Annotated in this window: 11 protein-coding genes and 5 tRNA genes; 3 read left to right on the top strand and 13 right to left on the bottom strand. The window is 70.7% G+C overall.

Translation table 11 applies throughout. The annotated features are described in order from the left end of the window. Nucleotides 1–144 precede the first annotated feature (144 nt). The 4 genes from ACFYT4_RS12050 to leuC all read right to left on the bottom strand — a co-directional run bounded on the left by ACFYT4_RS12050 (nt 145) and on the right by leuC (nt 3,309). The gene (locus tag ACFYT4_RS12050; protein WP_389267448.1) at nt 145–792 is read right to left on the bottom strand and encodes an HU family DNA-binding protein; all 648 of its coding nucleotides are present in this window, start codon (nt 790–792) and stop codon (nt 145–147) included. 154 nt (nt 793–946) lie between these two features. Further along, complete coding sequence (locus tag ACFYT4_RS12055; protein WP_389267449.1) at nt 947–1,174, bottom strand: hypothetical protein; 228 nt, start codon at nt 1,172–1,174, stop codon at nt 947–949. Between the two features lie 104 nt (nt 1,175–1,278). Continuing rightward, nucleotides 1,279–1,872 carry a 3-isopropylmalate dehydratase small subunit gene (gene leuD / locus ACFYT4_RS12060; protein WP_389267450.1) on the bottom strand — a complete coding sequence of 198 codons (594 nt, stop codon included), beginning with the start codon at nt 1,870–1,872 and terminating at the stop codon, nt 1,279–1,281. 6 nt (nt 1,873–1,878) lie between these two features. Continuing rightward, nucleotides 1,879–3,309 carry a 3-isopropylmalate dehydratase large subunit gene (gene leuC / locus ACFYT4_RS12065; protein WP_389267451.1) on the bottom strand — a complete coding sequence of 477 codons (1,431 nt, stop codon included), beginning with the start codon at nt 3,307–3,309 and terminating at the stop codon, nt 1,879–1,881. Nucleotides 3,310–3,453: 144 nt separating this feature from the next. Here leuC and ndgR point away from each other — a divergent pair, with 144 nt between their 5' ends. Then, a complete protein-coding gene (ndgR, locus tag ACFYT4_RS12070; RefSeq protein ID WP_389267452.1) occupies nt 3,454–4,170 on the top strand; it encodes an IclR family transcriptional regulator NdgR in 717 nt (238 codons plus the stop codon). 224 nt (nt 4,171–4,394) lie between these two features. On the opposite strand, the gene ACFYT4_RS12075 is transcribed toward ndgR, so the two are convergent. From ACFYT4_RS12075 to ACFYT4_RS12115, 9 genes are all read right to left on the bottom strand, one after another. After that, nucleotides 4,395–4,467 (bottom strand) — tRNA-Glu (locus ACFYT4_RS12075). Between the two features lie 23 nt (nt 4,468–4,490). Next, nucleotides 4,491–4,562: transfer RNA gene (locus ACFYT4_RS12080), tRNA-Gln, on the bottom strand. 16 nt (nt 4,563–4,578) lie between these two features. Further along, nucleotides 4,579–4,651: transfer RNA gene (locus ACFYT4_RS12085), tRNA-Glu, on the bottom strand. Nucleotides 4,652–4,734: 83 nt separating this feature from the next. Continuing rightward, nucleotides 4,735–4,807: transfer RNA gene (locus ACFYT4_RS12090), tRNA-Glu, on the bottom strand. Nucleotides 4,808–4,828: 21 nt separating this feature from the next. After that, nucleotides 4,829–4,900 (bottom strand) — tRNA-Gln (locus ACFYT4_RS12095). Between the two features lie 90 nt (nt 4,901–4,990). Continuing rightward, on the bottom strand, nt 4,991–5,710 hold the full coding sequence (locus ACFYT4_RS12100) for an HAD family hydrolase (protein ID WP_389267453.1): 720 nt from the start codon (nt 5,708–5,710) through the stop codon (nt 4,991–4,993). Nucleotides 5,711–5,871: 161 nt separating this feature from the next. After that, nucleotides 5,872–7,386, bottom strand: a complete 1,515-nt coding sequence (gene gltX / locus ACFYT4_RS12105) for a glutamate--tRNA ligase (protein ID WP_389267454.1) — start codon at nt 7,384–7,386, stop codon at nt 5,872–5,874. Continuing rightward, on the bottom strand, nt 7,379–8,164 hold the full coding sequence (locus ACFYT4_RS12110; RefSeq protein ID WP_389267535.1) for a fumarylacetoacetate hydrolase family protein: 786 nt from the start codon (nt 8,162–8,164) through the stop codon (nt 7,379–7,381). The genes gltX and ACFYT4_RS12110 overlap by 8 nt, the downstream gene beginning before the upstream one ends. Nucleotides 8,165–8,306: 142 nt before the next feature. Next, nucleotides 8,307–8,477, bottom strand: coding sequence for a hypothetical protein (locus tag ACFYT4_RS12115; protein ID WP_389267455.1), 171 nt, complete (start codon nt 8,475–8,477; stop codon nt 8,307–8,309). A gap of 584 nt (nt 8,478–9,061) precedes the next feature. On the opposite strand from ACFYT4_RS12115, the gene ACFYT4_RS12120 reads away from it, so the two are divergent. Beyond that, nucleotides 9,062–12,934: a nitrate- and nitrite sensing domain-containing protein gene (locus ACFYT4_RS12120; protein WP_389267456.1), complete on the top strand. Its 3,873-nt coding sequence runs from the start codon at nt 9,062–9,064 to the stop codon at nt 12,932–12,934. A gap of 9 nt (nt 12,935–12,943) precedes the next feature. Beyond that, complete coding sequence (locus ACFYT4_RS12125; protein ID WP_389267536.1) at nt 12,944–13,357, top strand: roadblock/LC7 domain-containing protein; 414 nt, start codon at nt 12,944–12,946, stop codon at nt 13,355–13,357. The last annotated feature ends 82 nt before the right edge of the window (nt 13,358–13,439 follow it).

Here is a 13,439-nt window from a genome sequence, read left to right on the forward strand (position 1 = left end):
GGGCCGGACGGGCCGGAGGGCCTGCCCGTACTCCGAACGCCGGACGGGCCGAGGACCCCGGCGCCGGATACGCCGCGGGCCGGGCTCCCCTCGGGGAGCCCGGCCCGGCGCGTGAGCGGCCCTGTGGCCCGGGGCCGCTTACCTCTACCTCTTCCTGGTAGCGGTCTTCTTGGCGGCGGTCGTACGCGCGGTCGCCTTCTTGGCCGGCGCCTTCTTCGCGGTGGCCTTCTTCGCCGGGGCGGTCTTCTTGGCCGCCGCCTTCTTGGCGGTGGCCTTCTTCGCCGTGGTCTTCTTGGCGGCGGTCTTCTTCGTGGCCGTGGTCTTCTTGGCCACGGTCTTCTTCACGGCGGTCTTCTTGGCCGTGACCTTCTTCGCCGGAGCGGCCTTCTTCGCCGCCGCCTTCTTGGCGGTGGCCTTCTTGGCCGCGGCCTTCGCGGTCGTACGGGTGGAAGGACCGCCCGAGAGGCTGCCCTTGGGTGCCTTCTTGACCGCGACCTCGCCACCGCGCGGAAGCTTCTTCGAGCCGCTGACCAGGTCCTTGAACCCCTGGCCCGCACGGAAACGCGGTACCGAGGTCTTCTTGACCCGCACCCGCTCACCCGTCTGCGGGTTGCGGGCGTAGCGGGCGGGACGGTCGACCTTCTCGAACGAGCCGAAGCCGGTGACCGAGACCCGGTCTCCGGCGACGACCGCGCGGACGATCGCGTCAAGCACCGCGTCGACGGCGTCCGCGGCCTGCTGACGGCCGCCGAGCTTGTCGGCAATCGCTTCTACGAGCTGCGCCTTGTTCACGTCTTCCCCTTCGGAGACATTGCCGGAACGAATCTGTCCAGGCTTTTTCGCACGTTAGGCAGATATATACCGCAAATCAAACACGAAACGGGCTAATCACCCTAGTGCCGCAACGAAGTCGACCGTGGATGTCGACCCTTCGCGAGTTCGGGTGTCAGTCGCCTTCAGGGAATCGGCCCTCGTCGAGGTCCTGCATCAAGCGGTCCAGACGCCGTGCCGCATCCGGGAGATCGTGCTTCGCCGCAGCCGTGATGACCAGCAGCTTCCGGGACAGCGCCATCCGTACGCCCTCCGGGACTTGCAGTTCGCGCACTGCTGTGTGCGCTTCCTTCAATCGGGCCGCGACCTCCTCGTAGAGCTTGAGTTGGTTGTCGCGTTCCATGCACCGATTGTGCCATCTGGGGCGAGTTGTCGCCCGGCAGGGGCTCAACGCACGACTGCGCCCCCCACCGGAGGGTGGGGGGCGCGGTTTGGGAAAAGCGCTGATCAGACCTGAATTGTGCGCGGTTTGAAGGAGGGCCGGGACGCCTCGTAAGCCGCGATGTCCGCTTCGTTCTGAAGGGTGAGGCTGATGTCGTCGAGGCCGTTCAGCAGCCGCCAGCGGGCGTTCTCGTCCAGTTCGAAGCCGACGGTGAATCCGGGCGCCCGGACCTCGCGCGCCTCCAGGTCGACGGTGATCTCGACGGCCGGGTCGGCCTCCGTCAGCTCCCACAGACGGTCGACGCTCTCCTGCGGCAGAACCACGGTCAGCAGACCGTTCTTGAGCGAGTTCCCGCGGAAGATGTCGGCGAACCGGGAGGAGATGACGGTCTTGAAGCCGTAGTTCTGGAGCGCCCAGACGGCATGCTCACGGGAGGAGCCGGTGCCGAAGTCGGGGCCGGCGACCAGGACCGTCGCTCCCTGCCGCTCGGGCCGGTTGAGCACGAACCCGGGGTCCTTGCGCCAGGCCTCGAAGAGCCCGTCCTCGAAGCCGTCGCGGGTGACCTTCTTCAGCCAGTGGGCCGGGATGATCTGGTCGGTGTCGACGTTGCTGCGGCGCAGCGGGACGGCCCGGCCGGTGTGTGCGGTGAATGCTTCCATGGCTGATCAGACTCCAGCGGGCGTACGGGCGGCGTCGTCGGACAGGTCGGCCGGGGAGGCCAGATGGCCCAGTACGGCGGTGGCCGCGGCGACCTGGGGGGAGACCAGATGGGTCCGGCCGCCCTTGCCCTGCCTGCCCTCGAAGTTGCGGTTGGACGTGGACGCGGAGCGCTCGCCGGGCGCGAGTTGATCGGGGTTCATGCCCAGGCACATCGAGCAGCCGGCGTGCCGCCATTCGGCGCCCGCGGCGGTGAAGACCTTGTCCAGGCCCTCCTCGACGGCCTGGAGGGCGACCCTGACCGAGCCGGGGACGACCAGCATCCGTACGCCGTCGGCCACTTTGCGGCCGTCCAGGATCGAGGCGGCCGAGCGCAGGTCCTCGATACGGCCGTTGGTACAGGAGCCTACGAAGACGGTGTCGACATGGATGTCGCGCAGCGCCTGGCCCGCGGTCAACCCCATGTACTCCAGGGCCTTTTCGGCGGCGAGCCGCTCCGAAGCGTCCTCGTACGAAGCCGGGTCGGGGACATTCGACGACAGGGGCGCGCCCTGGCCGGGGTTGGTGCCCCAGGTGACGAACGGGGCGAGCGCGGCGGCGTCGATGACGACCTCGGCGTCGAAGACGGCGTCGTCGTCGGTGCGCAGAGTCTTCCAGTACGCGACCGCCGCGTCCCAGTCCGCGCCCTCGGGGGCGTGGTCGCGGCCGCGCAGATAGTCGAAGGTGATCTGGTCGGGGGCGATCATGCCCGCCCGCGCGCCCGCCTCGATCGACATGTTGCAGATGGTCATCCGGGCCTCCATCGACAGCTTCTCGATGGCCGGGCCGCGGTACTCCAGGATGTAGCCCTGGCCGCCGCCGGTGCCGATCTTCGCGATGATCGCGAGGATCAGGTCCTTGGCGGTGACCTCGTCGGGCAGCTCGCCCTCGACGGTGATCGCCATGGTCTTGGGGCGGGCCATCGGCAGGGTCTGGGTCGCCAGCACATGCTCGACCTGAGAGGTGCCGATACCGAAGGCCAGCGCGCCGAAGGCGCCGTGCGTGGACGTGTGCGAGTCGCCGCAGACCACGGTGGTGCCGGGCTGGGTCAGTCCCAGCTGGGGGCCCACGACATGGACGACACCCTGCTCGACATCGCCGAGCGGGTGCAGCCGTACGCCGAACTCCGCGCAGTTCTTGCGCAGGGTCTCCAGCTGGACACGGGAGACCGGGTCGGCGATGGGCTTGTCGATGTCGAGGGTCGGGGTGTTGTGGTCCTCGGTGGCGATGGTGAGGTCGAGCCGCCGCACCCGGCGGCCGCCGAGACGGAGGCCGTCGAACGCCTGGGGGCTGGTCACCTCGTGCAGCAGGTGCAGATCGATGAAGAGAAGGTCGGGCTCGCCCTCGGCGCGCCGGACGACATGGTCGTCCCAGACCTTCTCCGCGAGTGTCCTACCCATCGCTTTCCCTCCGGCCGGCCACGGTGCCGGCACCCACTAGAGATCTTGTGCGAGCCCGATGGTCCGTGGGCCGCTTCTACAGACTGTCGGGTTCTCCGGAAAATTGAACTTGCGTTTCACAGTGTGAGACGCGAGTATCGTTTCATGGACAACTCTAGCGGCGTCGGCGTTCTCGACAAGGCGGCTCTGGTTCTGAGCGCACTGGAGTCCGGTCCGGCCACCCTCGCCGGGCTGGTCGCGGCGACAGGGCTCGCACGACCCACGGCCCACCGGCTGGCCGTGGCTCTCGAACACCACCGGATGGTGGCGAGGGACATGCAGGGCCGGTTCATCCTGGGTCCGCGCCTGGCGGAGCTGGCCGCGGCGGCCGGCGAGGACCGGCTGCTGGCCACGGCGGGGCCCGTGCTCACACATCTGCGCGATGTGACGGGCGAGAGCGCGCAGCTCTACCGCCGCCAGGGAGACATGCGGATCTGCGTGGCGGCGGCCGAGCGGCTGTCCGGACTGCGGGACACCGTCCCGGTCGGCTCGACGCTGACGATGAAGGCCGGCTCGTCGGCGCAGATCCTGATGGCGTGGGAGGAGCCCGAGCGGCTGCACCGCGGCCTCCAGGGTGCCCGCTTCACGGCGACGGCGCTCTCCGGCGTACGGCGCAGGGGCTGGGCGCAGTCGATCGGTGAGCGCGAGCCGGGTGTGGCCTCGGTCTCGGCGCCCGTGCGGGGCCCGTCGAACCGGGTGGTCGCCGCCGTCTCGGTGTCCGGACCGATCGAGCGCCTGACCCGGCACCCGGGCCGGATGCACGCGCAGGCGGTCATCGACGCGGCCCTGCGGCTGAGCGAGGCACTGCGCCGCAACGGCTGACGCGGAGCACACCGGGCCGCGTACCGGGCAGTACACCGGAAGCACCCGAGCACATCCGGAAGAGGAACTCCCGCATCGCGCGCCCGGTTTGGCCGCCGTCCCAACTCGGTGGCGGATACGGGACGTTCCCGCCACCCCCGCCGGGCCGACCGGCCCCCGCGGCGCCGGTCCGGGAGCGGACACGAAGAAGCCCTCCGCGCTTGCGCGAAGGGCTTCTCTCTCTGTACCCCCGACCGGATTCGAACCGGCGCTACCGCCTTGAGAGGGCAGCGTGCTAGGCCGCTACACAACGGGGGCAAAGGGAAGATCTCGGAGATCCGCTGGGCTACCAGGACTCGAACCTAGACTAAATGAACCAGAATCACTCGTGCTGCCAATTACACCATAGCCCATGGTGGTTTAGACCAGTACCCCCGACCGGATTCGAACCGGCGCTACCGCCTTGAGAGGGCGGCGTGCTAGGCCGCTACACAACGGGGGCCCTAGCGATCCCACCCGGCGGGGCCGGGCTGTGTCACTGCGCGATCAACGGGAGCGACCCAGGTGATCAGCAGGATGGATCTGTACCCCCGACCGGATTCGAACCGGCGCTACTGCCTTGAGAGGGCAGCGTGCTAGGCCGCTACACAACGGGGGCTTTGCAGATAAGCTCTGCGAGCTGGCCTACCAGGACTCGAACCTAGACTAACTGAACCAGAATCAGTCGTGCTGCCAATTACACCATAGGCCACCAAAACGCAACCCCCGGGCGGGGGCTCTGTTTGGTCTTGCACTGTCCGGCCTGGCCTCTCGGTCCTGCGCGGGCGGCGCAGGAAGAACATTACCCGAAGGTGGACGGCGCTCCAAAACGGGTATCGCCCCGCAACAGGGCCGGGAGCTGGTCGAGACCGGTGATCCGGATCAGCTCGGGACGCCCGCCGATTCCGGTGCGGTCCAGCCAGATCCCGGTCAGTCCCGCCTCGACCGCCCCGCGCGCGTCGATGTCGGGCTCGTCACCCACGTACGCCACCTCCTCCGGCGGCAGCCCGATGGCCTCGCACGCGGTGTGGAACGCCTGGGCGTCGGGCTTGGAGAAGCCCAGCTCGGCCGCGCAGACGACGGCCTCGAACCGGTCGCGCACCCCGAGGACCGTCAGCTTGCGCTCCTGGACAACGAGGGAGGAGTTGGACAGGACGGCGTGGCGGTACTCGTCCGCGAGGACGTCCAGGACGGGGACGGTGTCCGGAAAGAGGGTCCAGGCGGACTCGAAGTGGACGATGTAGCGGTCGAACCACGCGTCGGCCTCGTCGTCGCTCAGCGCCTGCCCGGTGAACATCCGTACCCGGTCACGCCGCTGCCCCTCCCAGTCGACCTCTCCCGCGGAGAACCGCGCCCAGTGCACCGCGGTGATCTCCTTCCAGCGCCCGAGGGCCTGGTCGGCGGAGTCGTACCCGCCGACCAGGCCCTCGGCCCGCAGATGCCGGAGAATCCCCAGGCGGTCGGCGCCGTGATAGTCGAAGATCGTGTCGTCCACGTCCCAGAGGACCGCGCGAATCGGCATGATCCAACCGTAGCCGCCCCCGGCGGGATCAGGGTGCCGTCCACCGATGTCCGCACAGTGCGCGGCCGGAGGGTTCCTCCGGCCGCGGCCGTACGGGCCGCCCGGCGGGACCGGGGCGCCCCGGTCCCGGAGGACCCGCGGCGGGCCCTCCGGCCGGGTCCTCAGTTGCCCAGCCTCGCCAGGGCCGCGTCGATCCTGGCGAGCGTCTTCTCCCTGCCCAGGACCTCCAGGGACTCGAAGAGCGGCAGGCCCACCGTACGGCCGGTGACGGCGACGCGGACCGGTGCCTGGGCCTTGCCGAGCTTGAGGCCGTGGACCTCGCCCGCGGCGAGGACCGCCTCCTTCAGCGGCTCCGGGCCGGCCCAGTCGGCCGCGCCGAGCTTCTCGCGGGCCGTGGCCAGCAGCTCGGCCGCACCCGGCTTCATGGCCTTGGCCCAGGACGCCTCGTCCTCGACCGGGGCGTCGCGGAAGAGGAAGTCCACATTGGCAGTGATGTCGGACAGAACCGTCAGCCGGGTCTGGGCGTACGGCGCGATCGCCTCCCACGCGGCCCGGTCGAAGCGCTCCGGCTCCCAGTTCGCGTAGGGGGCGCGCAGCCAGGGCTCGCACGCCTCGGTGAACGCCTTCACATCCAGCCGGCGGATGTGGTCCGCGTTGATCGCCTCGGCCTTCTTGAGGTCGAACCGCGCCGGATTGGCGTTGACGTCCGCGATGTCGAACTTCTCCACCAGCTCGGCGACCGAGAAGACGTCCTGGTCGGCCGAGAAGGACCAGCCGAGCAGCGAGAGGTAGTTGAGCAGGCCCTCCGGCAGGAAGCCGCGCTCGCGGTAGAGGTTCAGCGACGCCTGCGGGTCGCGCTTGGAGAGCTTCTTGTTGCCCTCGCCCATCACGTACGGGAGGTGGCCGAACGCGGGGATGTCCTTGGCCAGCCCCAGCTCGATCAGCGCCTTGTAGAGGGCGATCTGGCGGGGGGTGGAGGAGAGCAGGTCCTCGCCCCGAAGGACGTGCGTGATCTCCATCAGCGCGTCGTCCACGGGGTTGACCAGCGTGTACAGCGGGGCGCCGTTGGCACGGACGATGCCGTAGTCCGGCACGTTCTCCGGGGTGAAGGTCAGCTCGCCGCGGACGAGGTCGGTGAAGGTGATCGTCTCGTCGGGCACCCGGAAGCGGACGATGGCGGGGCGGCCCTCCGCCTCGTACGCCGCCACCTGCTCGGCGGTCAGCTCGCGGCAGTGGCCGTCGTAGCCCGACGGCCGGCCCGCCGCGCGCGCCGCCTCGCGGCGGACCTCCAGCTCCTCGGGGGAGCAGTAGCAGTGGTACGCGTATCCCCCGGCCAGGAGCCGGTCGGCGACGTCCCGGTAGAGGTCCATCCGCTGCGACTGGCGGTACGGCGCGTGGGGGCCGCCCGTCTCGGGGCCCTCGTCCCAGTCCAGGCCCAGCCAGCGCATCGCGTCGAGCAGCTGCGCATACGACTCCTCGGAGTCGCGGGCCGCGTCGGTGTCCTCGATGCGGAAGACCATGGTGCCGCCGCTGTGGCGGGCGAAGGCCCAGTTGAACAGCGCCGTGCGGACCAGGCCCACATGCGGGTTGCCGGTCGGGGAGGGACAGAAACGTACGCGCGGGGGTGCCCCCTGCTCGCGCGGAGCCGGGAGCTTGGGGGAGTTCGCGTTAGCCACGCTTGATCACCTTGTTGGTGAGAGTGCCGATGCCTTGGACGGTGACGGCGACCTCGTCGCCGACGTTGAGAGGTCCGACTCCCGCCGGGGTGCCGGTGAGGATCACATCGCCCGGGAGCAGGGTCATGGCCTCGGAGATGTTGACGATCAGCTCCTCGATGGAGTGGATCATCTGGCTCGTACGGCCGAGCTGGCGCTGTTCGCCGTTGACGGTGCACTGAATGGCGAGGTCACCCGGGTCGAGGTCCGTCTCCACCCACGGGCCGAGGGGGCAGGCCGTGTCGAAGCCCTTGGCCCTGGCCCACTGCTTCTCGCGCCGCTGCACATCGCGGGCGGTGACGTCATTGGCGCAGGTGTAGCCGAGGATGACGTCCTTGACGCGCTCGCGGGGGACCTCGCGGCACATACGGCCGATGACGACGGCCAGTTCGGCCTCGTAGTGCAGTTCCCGGGAGAAGGAGGGGTAGACGATGGCATCGCCGGAGCCGATCACCGAGGTGGAGGGCTTGAAGAAGGCGAACGGCTCGTCGGGGGCCTCGTGGCCCAGCTCGGCCGCGTGCTCCGCGTAGTTGCGGCCGAAGGCCACGATCTTGTTGGGGAGCACGGGCGGCAGCAGCCGGACCTTGTCGAGCGGGACCTTGGTGCCGGACAGCTCGAAGTCCGCGAACGGAATGCCCTTGATGATGTCGAGGACGAGCCCGCCGGGGCCGCCGGCGCCGGCGTCCTCGACCGCGCCGAAGGCAACATTGCCGTCGATGGAGAATCTGGCGATGCGCACGGGATGCGGTTGCCCCTCTGTTGCTGATGACACCTGCTGGAGTCTGACGCTCCAGGCTAACGCGGCAGGGGGTCCGGCTTCCCGCGCGGTTCACCCCCGGCGCGCATCGCCGTGCCGGGGGCGGCCGTCCGTGTCCCGCGGGTCAGGACGCGGGGGCGTCCACCAGGACCGTACGGCGGGGGTTGGCCGTCCGGGCGGGGAGGTCGAGCGTGTGCTCCGGCTGCTCCGGGGCGGGCAGCTGGCCGGCGTCCTTGAGGTGGATCAGGGTGGTGCGCCGGGGGTTGGCTATGTTGCGGAGCATCATCGTCTTCATCGGGTGTCTTCGACCTATCGGCATTCGGCCGCCCGGGGCGGGCGGCGGCGGTTGACAAAGCAGTCACCTTTGTAACGCGACAGGTTAAACATTCAATTCCTGGGGAAGTGGTGATGCAGGCGTGTGTGTCGTGTGAGTTTGCTCACGAGTTGACGGTCAATTCGGTCATTACGGACCGTCAGACGCCGCCAAGGAAACGGACATTGCGTACCTGAAGCCACCATTCCACTCTCCGCCGGAATGACCGAGGCCGGGTTCACCCTTCGACAACCCGTACGGATTAGTCCGATTCACCCCTCTAAGTCTTTCTACGCCTCGTGACACAGCGCTCACGCCGCGTCACTCAGGTCACAGCACGGTACGCGGCCCTTGTTGGAGATCCGGCACTGTGCTGGAATTCCACGCACCGCCGCAGATTCAGTCCGGCGCGCTAGGGGCGCAACGCAGCGCCGAGCGGCGGCGGGAAAGGGGGACAAGCGCCGGTCACTCACGACCACGAAAGAGGCGCTTGACCGCGCCTCACCGACGCCGACACCGTCCCGCCGTTCTGCGGAGGGGCGCCTGGTCCAGAGGTTGCGACGCTAGTGCAGGGACGTTTCAAGAGGGATGGCAGCGCTGCGGCGGAACAGGAGCCGCGCGGCGGGACCGACCGCGGATCCTCGCCCCAGCACATCCAGGGCCAGGGTCAGGGTCCGGTGATCCCGGGGGACGGCGGCGACCGCGCCGGTCCCCGGCCCGGGACGGGTCCGGGCGGACCCGGCATGAACCAGGGGGGACCCGGCGCGACCACCGGTGCGCCCCCCGGCGAGGCACCGCCGGGAGGCGAGAGCGCCGCCCCGCCGAAACCGGCGAGGCGCCCCTCCGGCGCGGGCTCGCGAATAGCCCTGAGGAACTGGCGCATCAGCACCCGGCTCGTCTCCCTGCTGACGCTGCCCGTCGTCGCGGCGACCACGCTGGGCGGACTGCGGATCAACGAGTCCATGGACCGGATGAAGCAGCTGGAGCACATGCAGCTGCTCACCGACATGACGCAGGAGGCGACCAAGCTCGCGGCCGCCCTCCAGGCGGAGCGCGACCTGACGGCCGGCCCGCTGGCCAACAACCCGGCGGCCAGCGACTCGAAGGTGACCGCGCCCCGGCTCGCGACGGACCGTGCGGAGGAGTCGTTCTTCGCCATCACGGACCGGATCCCCAACGAGGGCGACGACACGATGGAGGCGATCCGCTCGACCGCCTCCCAGATCGCCAGCCAGGTCAAGAAGCTCAAGCTGATCCGCGAGACCGCGTACCAGAAGGACCAGCCGTCCTCGCTGACCGTGGAGCAGTACCACCGGCTGATCGAATCCCTGCTCGAACTCTCCTCGGAGATGGCGCAGGCGACCAACAACCCCGACATGATCAAGCGGACGCGTGCGCTGGCGGCCTTCTCCTCCGCCAAGGAGTACGCCTCCATGTCGCAGGCGATCATCGCCGCCGCCCTGCCGGGCGGCGGCGAGGGCAAGTCCCTCGGCAAGGGCCCCGGGCTCGCGGAGATCGACCGGCAGTACGGCGGCACCGCCCTGGAGAAGTACGCCAATGAGATGGACACGTTCGACGCCGTCTACGAGTCCTCCGGGGGCAACGCGACCGAGCTGACGGAGCCGCTGGAGAACGGCAACGCCACGATGGAGGCGGCCAAGGACTACTCCCTGCGGGTCCTCAGCACCCCGGGGGCCCTGGAGAAGCTGGAGAAGCGCTCCCACCTGGACTGGACCGACCAGTACGGCGTCCGGATCGACGCCATGGCCACCATCGAGGCCACCCTGCTGGACGAGATGGAGACCCGGGCCCGTCAGCTGCGCGAGGAGTCGCAGCAGGAAGCGATCATCAACGGCGCGCTGATCCTCATCGTGCTGGGTGTCTCGCTCATCGGCGCCTTCGTGGTGGCCCGCTCCATGATCCGCTCGCTGCGCCGGCTCCAGGACACGGCCACCAGGGTCGCCCAGGACCGGCTGCCCGAGCTGGTCAAGCAGCTCTCCGAGTCCGACCCCCAGGACGTGGACACCTCCGTCGAGTCCGTCGGTGTGCACTCCCGGGACGAGATCGGAAAGGTCGCCGCGGCCTTCGACGACGTCCACCGCGAGGCGGTCCGTCTCGCTGCCGAGCAGGCGCTGCTGCGCGGCAACGTCAACGCGATGTTCACCAACCTGTCCCGGCGCTCCCAGGGACTCATCCAGCGCCAGCTGTCGCTGATCTCGGAGCTGGAGTCCCGCGAGGCCGACCCGGACCAGCTGTCCTCCCTCTTCAAGCTGGACCACCTCGCGACCCGTATGCGCCGTAACGGCGAGAACCTCCTCGTCCTCGCGGGCGAGGAGCCCGGCCGCCGCTGGACCCGGCCCGTCCCGCTGGTCGACGTCCTGCGCGCCGCCGCCTCCGAGGTGGAGCAGTACGAGCGGATCGAACTGGCGGCGGTGCCCGCGACCGAGGTCGCCGGGCGCGTCGTCAACGACCTCGTGCACCTGCTCGCCGAGCTGCTGGAGAACGCGACCTCGTTCTCCTCCCCGCAGACCAAGGTCCGGGTGACCGGTCACGCCCTGCCGGACGGCCGGGTGCTCGTCGAGATCCACGACACGGGCATCGGTCTCTCCCCGGAGGACCTCGCCGCGATCAACGAGCGGCTGGCGTCGCCGCCCACCGTGGACGTCTCGGTCTCCCGCCGCATGGGTCTGTTCGTGGTCGGCCGGCTGTCCCTGCGGCACGGCATCAGGATCCAGCTGCGCCCCTCCGACTCCGGCGGCACGACCGCGCTGGTCATGCTCCCGGTGGATGTCGCCCACGGCGGCAAGAAGGCTCCCGGGGCACCCGGCGTCCCCGGCTCGGTTCCGCCGCCACCCGGCGGTGGGCCCGCGGGCCTCGGCGGCAACCGCCCCGGCGGCTCCGGCGCTCCCGGCTCCGGCCGCCCCGGCGGCCCGGGCGCTCCGTCCGGAGGACTGCTCGGTACGGGTGCCCCGCGCGACCAGGTCGGCGCGGGCGCGGGCTCCGGTCCGCGCGCCGCCCTTCCCACGCGCGACGGCGGGTCCGGCCAGGGCAGGCACGGCGGCGGCGGTCTCGCCGGCGCCTTCGGCAGCCGGGGCGCGAACAAGACCCCGGCCCACAACGGCGCCCCCTCCGGCGGTCTGCCGCCGCAGGACACCGCCGACCGCGGCCGTCAGCTGCCCCCGGGGCCCCTCGCGGAGCTGCCCGGCGGCGGTACACCGCGTCCCCAGCCCCCGGGCTGGGCCGGTGAGCGGCAGCCGGGCGTCCGCCCCGACGACTCGGCACGCGGTCACGACGAACGCGGCCACGAGGAGCGCGGCCGTGACGGGCGCGCTCAGGACGACCGGGGCACCACCCGCGGTCCGGGTGCGACGGAGGAGTTCCCCCGTCCGGACTTCGACGCGCCCCCGCCGCCGCCCAGGCGTCCCGCGGGCGCCGGTGCGCCGGCGGGTCAGTACGTACGGCCGGATGTCTTCGGACCCCCGGCTCCGGCACACAGCCCCGCCCATCCCGGCCCTTCGGGCCCGCCGTCGGACCGTTCCGGGCAGTCCGGTCCCACGGGAGGGCCCGGTCTGCCGGGCGAGTCGGGTCTGCCGGACCGGTCCGGTCTCCCGGAGCGGCCCGTCGTGCCCGACCGGGCTCCGGGGCAGTTCGCCCCGGAGCGCGACGGCGCACAGGAGCGGGGGCGGGACGTCGGCCATGACCCGGCCGCCACCCAGCCGTTCCCCCGTCCCGATCTGGTCGCTCCCGCCCCGCCCGCCCCGGGCCGGGCCCCCGCGCCGCGCGGCTACGAGGACGACGCGGACACGGGTACGCACCACGCGCTGCCGCCGCAGCCCCAGCCGGAGGCCCTGCCGCCGGCCGGGCCCGGTGACGGCCGCACCCCGCTGTACGACACCCTGGAGACGGACTGGTTCCACACCCAGGGCAGGGGCGGCCGGGTCGACCAGCCGGGCGCCGGCGACCGGCCGGAACAGGTCCGGCCCGCCGCCGGGCCGCAGCACGCCCAGCAGATCCCGCAGGTTCCGCAGCAGCCGGCGGAACGTCCGCTGCCACCGATGCCGAGGCGCTCCCCCGCCACCGCCCCGACCGCCGCACACGGCACCCACGGCGCCCATGGCTCACCCGGCCAGGGCACCAACGGCAACGGCTGGCGGAGCTCCCCCAACGACGAGCTGGTACGCCAGGCCGAGCGGGTCAGGAAGCCCGCCGCGGGCGGCGTCACCACCTCGGGTCTGCCCCGCCGTGTCCCGCGCGCCAACCTCGTCGCGGGTACGGCACAGGAGCAGAACGCCCAGTCCGGTCCCCAGGTCTCGCGTGCGCCCGACGACGTACGCGGCCGGCTGACCAACCTCCGTCGCGGCATCCAGCAAGGACGTGAGCAGAACAGCTCGACGACCGGCAGCTTCAACCTCGGCCCCACACACCAGCAGGAGCGTTAGTTGAGCCCGATGAGCCAGGCGGCGCAGAATCTGAACTGGTTGATCACCAACTTCGTGGACAACACCCCCGGGGTGTCCCACACGGTGGTGGTCTCCGCCGACGGACTCCTGCTGGCCATGTCCGACGGATTCCCACGCGACCGCGCGGACCAGCTCGCCGCGGTCGCGTCCGGCCTGACCTCGCTGACCGCGGGGGCCTCCCGGATCTTCGAAGGGGGTGCCGTCAGTCAGACCGTGGTGGAGATGGAACGCGGGTTCCTCTTCCTGATGTCCGTCTCCGACGGCTCCTCACTGGCCGTACTCGCCCACCCCGAGTGCGACATAGGTCTGGTGGGTTACGAAATGGCGCTTCTGGTCGACCGCGCGGGCAGTGTCCTCACCCCGGACCTCCGCGCAGAACTCCAGGGAAGCCTCTTGCACTGATCCACCCGGCCCCCACCCCTCATCCAGGTACGCGCTCACCGCGCCGTCCCCGTCAGGTCGCCACAGGCCCCCCCACCGGCCC

It is taken from the genome of Streptomyces sp. NPDC004609 (assembly GCF_042873655.1).
Lineage (GTDB): Bacteria > Actinomycetota > Actinomycetes > Streptomycetales > Streptomycetaceae > Streptomyces.

Excerpts from the sequence above, each read along its gene's own strand:
- ndgR (WP_389267452.1), top strand. The coding sequence starts at position 3,454 with ATGGACAACTCTAGCGGCGTCGGCGTTCTCGACAAGGCGGCTCTGGTT.
- ACFYT4_RS12055 (WP_389267449.1), bottom strand. The coding sequence starts at position 1,174 with ATGGAACGCGACAACCAACTCAAGCTCTACGAGGAGGTCGCGGCCCGA.
- leuC (WP_389267451.1), bottom strand. The coding sequence starts at position 3,309 with ATGGGTAGGACACTCGCGGAGAAGGTCTGGGACGACCATGTCGTCCGG.
- ACFYT4_RS12125 (WP_389267536.1), top strand. The coding sequence starts at position 12,944 with ATGAGCCAGGCGGCGCAGAATCTGAACTGGTTGATCACCAACTTCGTG.
- ACFYT4_RS12100 (WP_389267453.1), bottom strand. The coding sequence starts at position 5,710 with ATGCCGATTCGCGCGGTCCTCTGGGACGTGGACGACACGATCTTCGAC.
- leuD (WP_389267450.1), bottom strand. The coding sequence starts at position 1,872 with ATGGAAGCATTCACCGCACACACCGGCCGGGCCGTCCCGCTGCGCCGC.
- ACFYT4_RS12115 (WP_389267455.1), bottom strand. The coding sequence starts at position 8,477 with ATGAAGACGATGATGCTCCGCAACATAGCCAACCCCCGGCGCACCACC.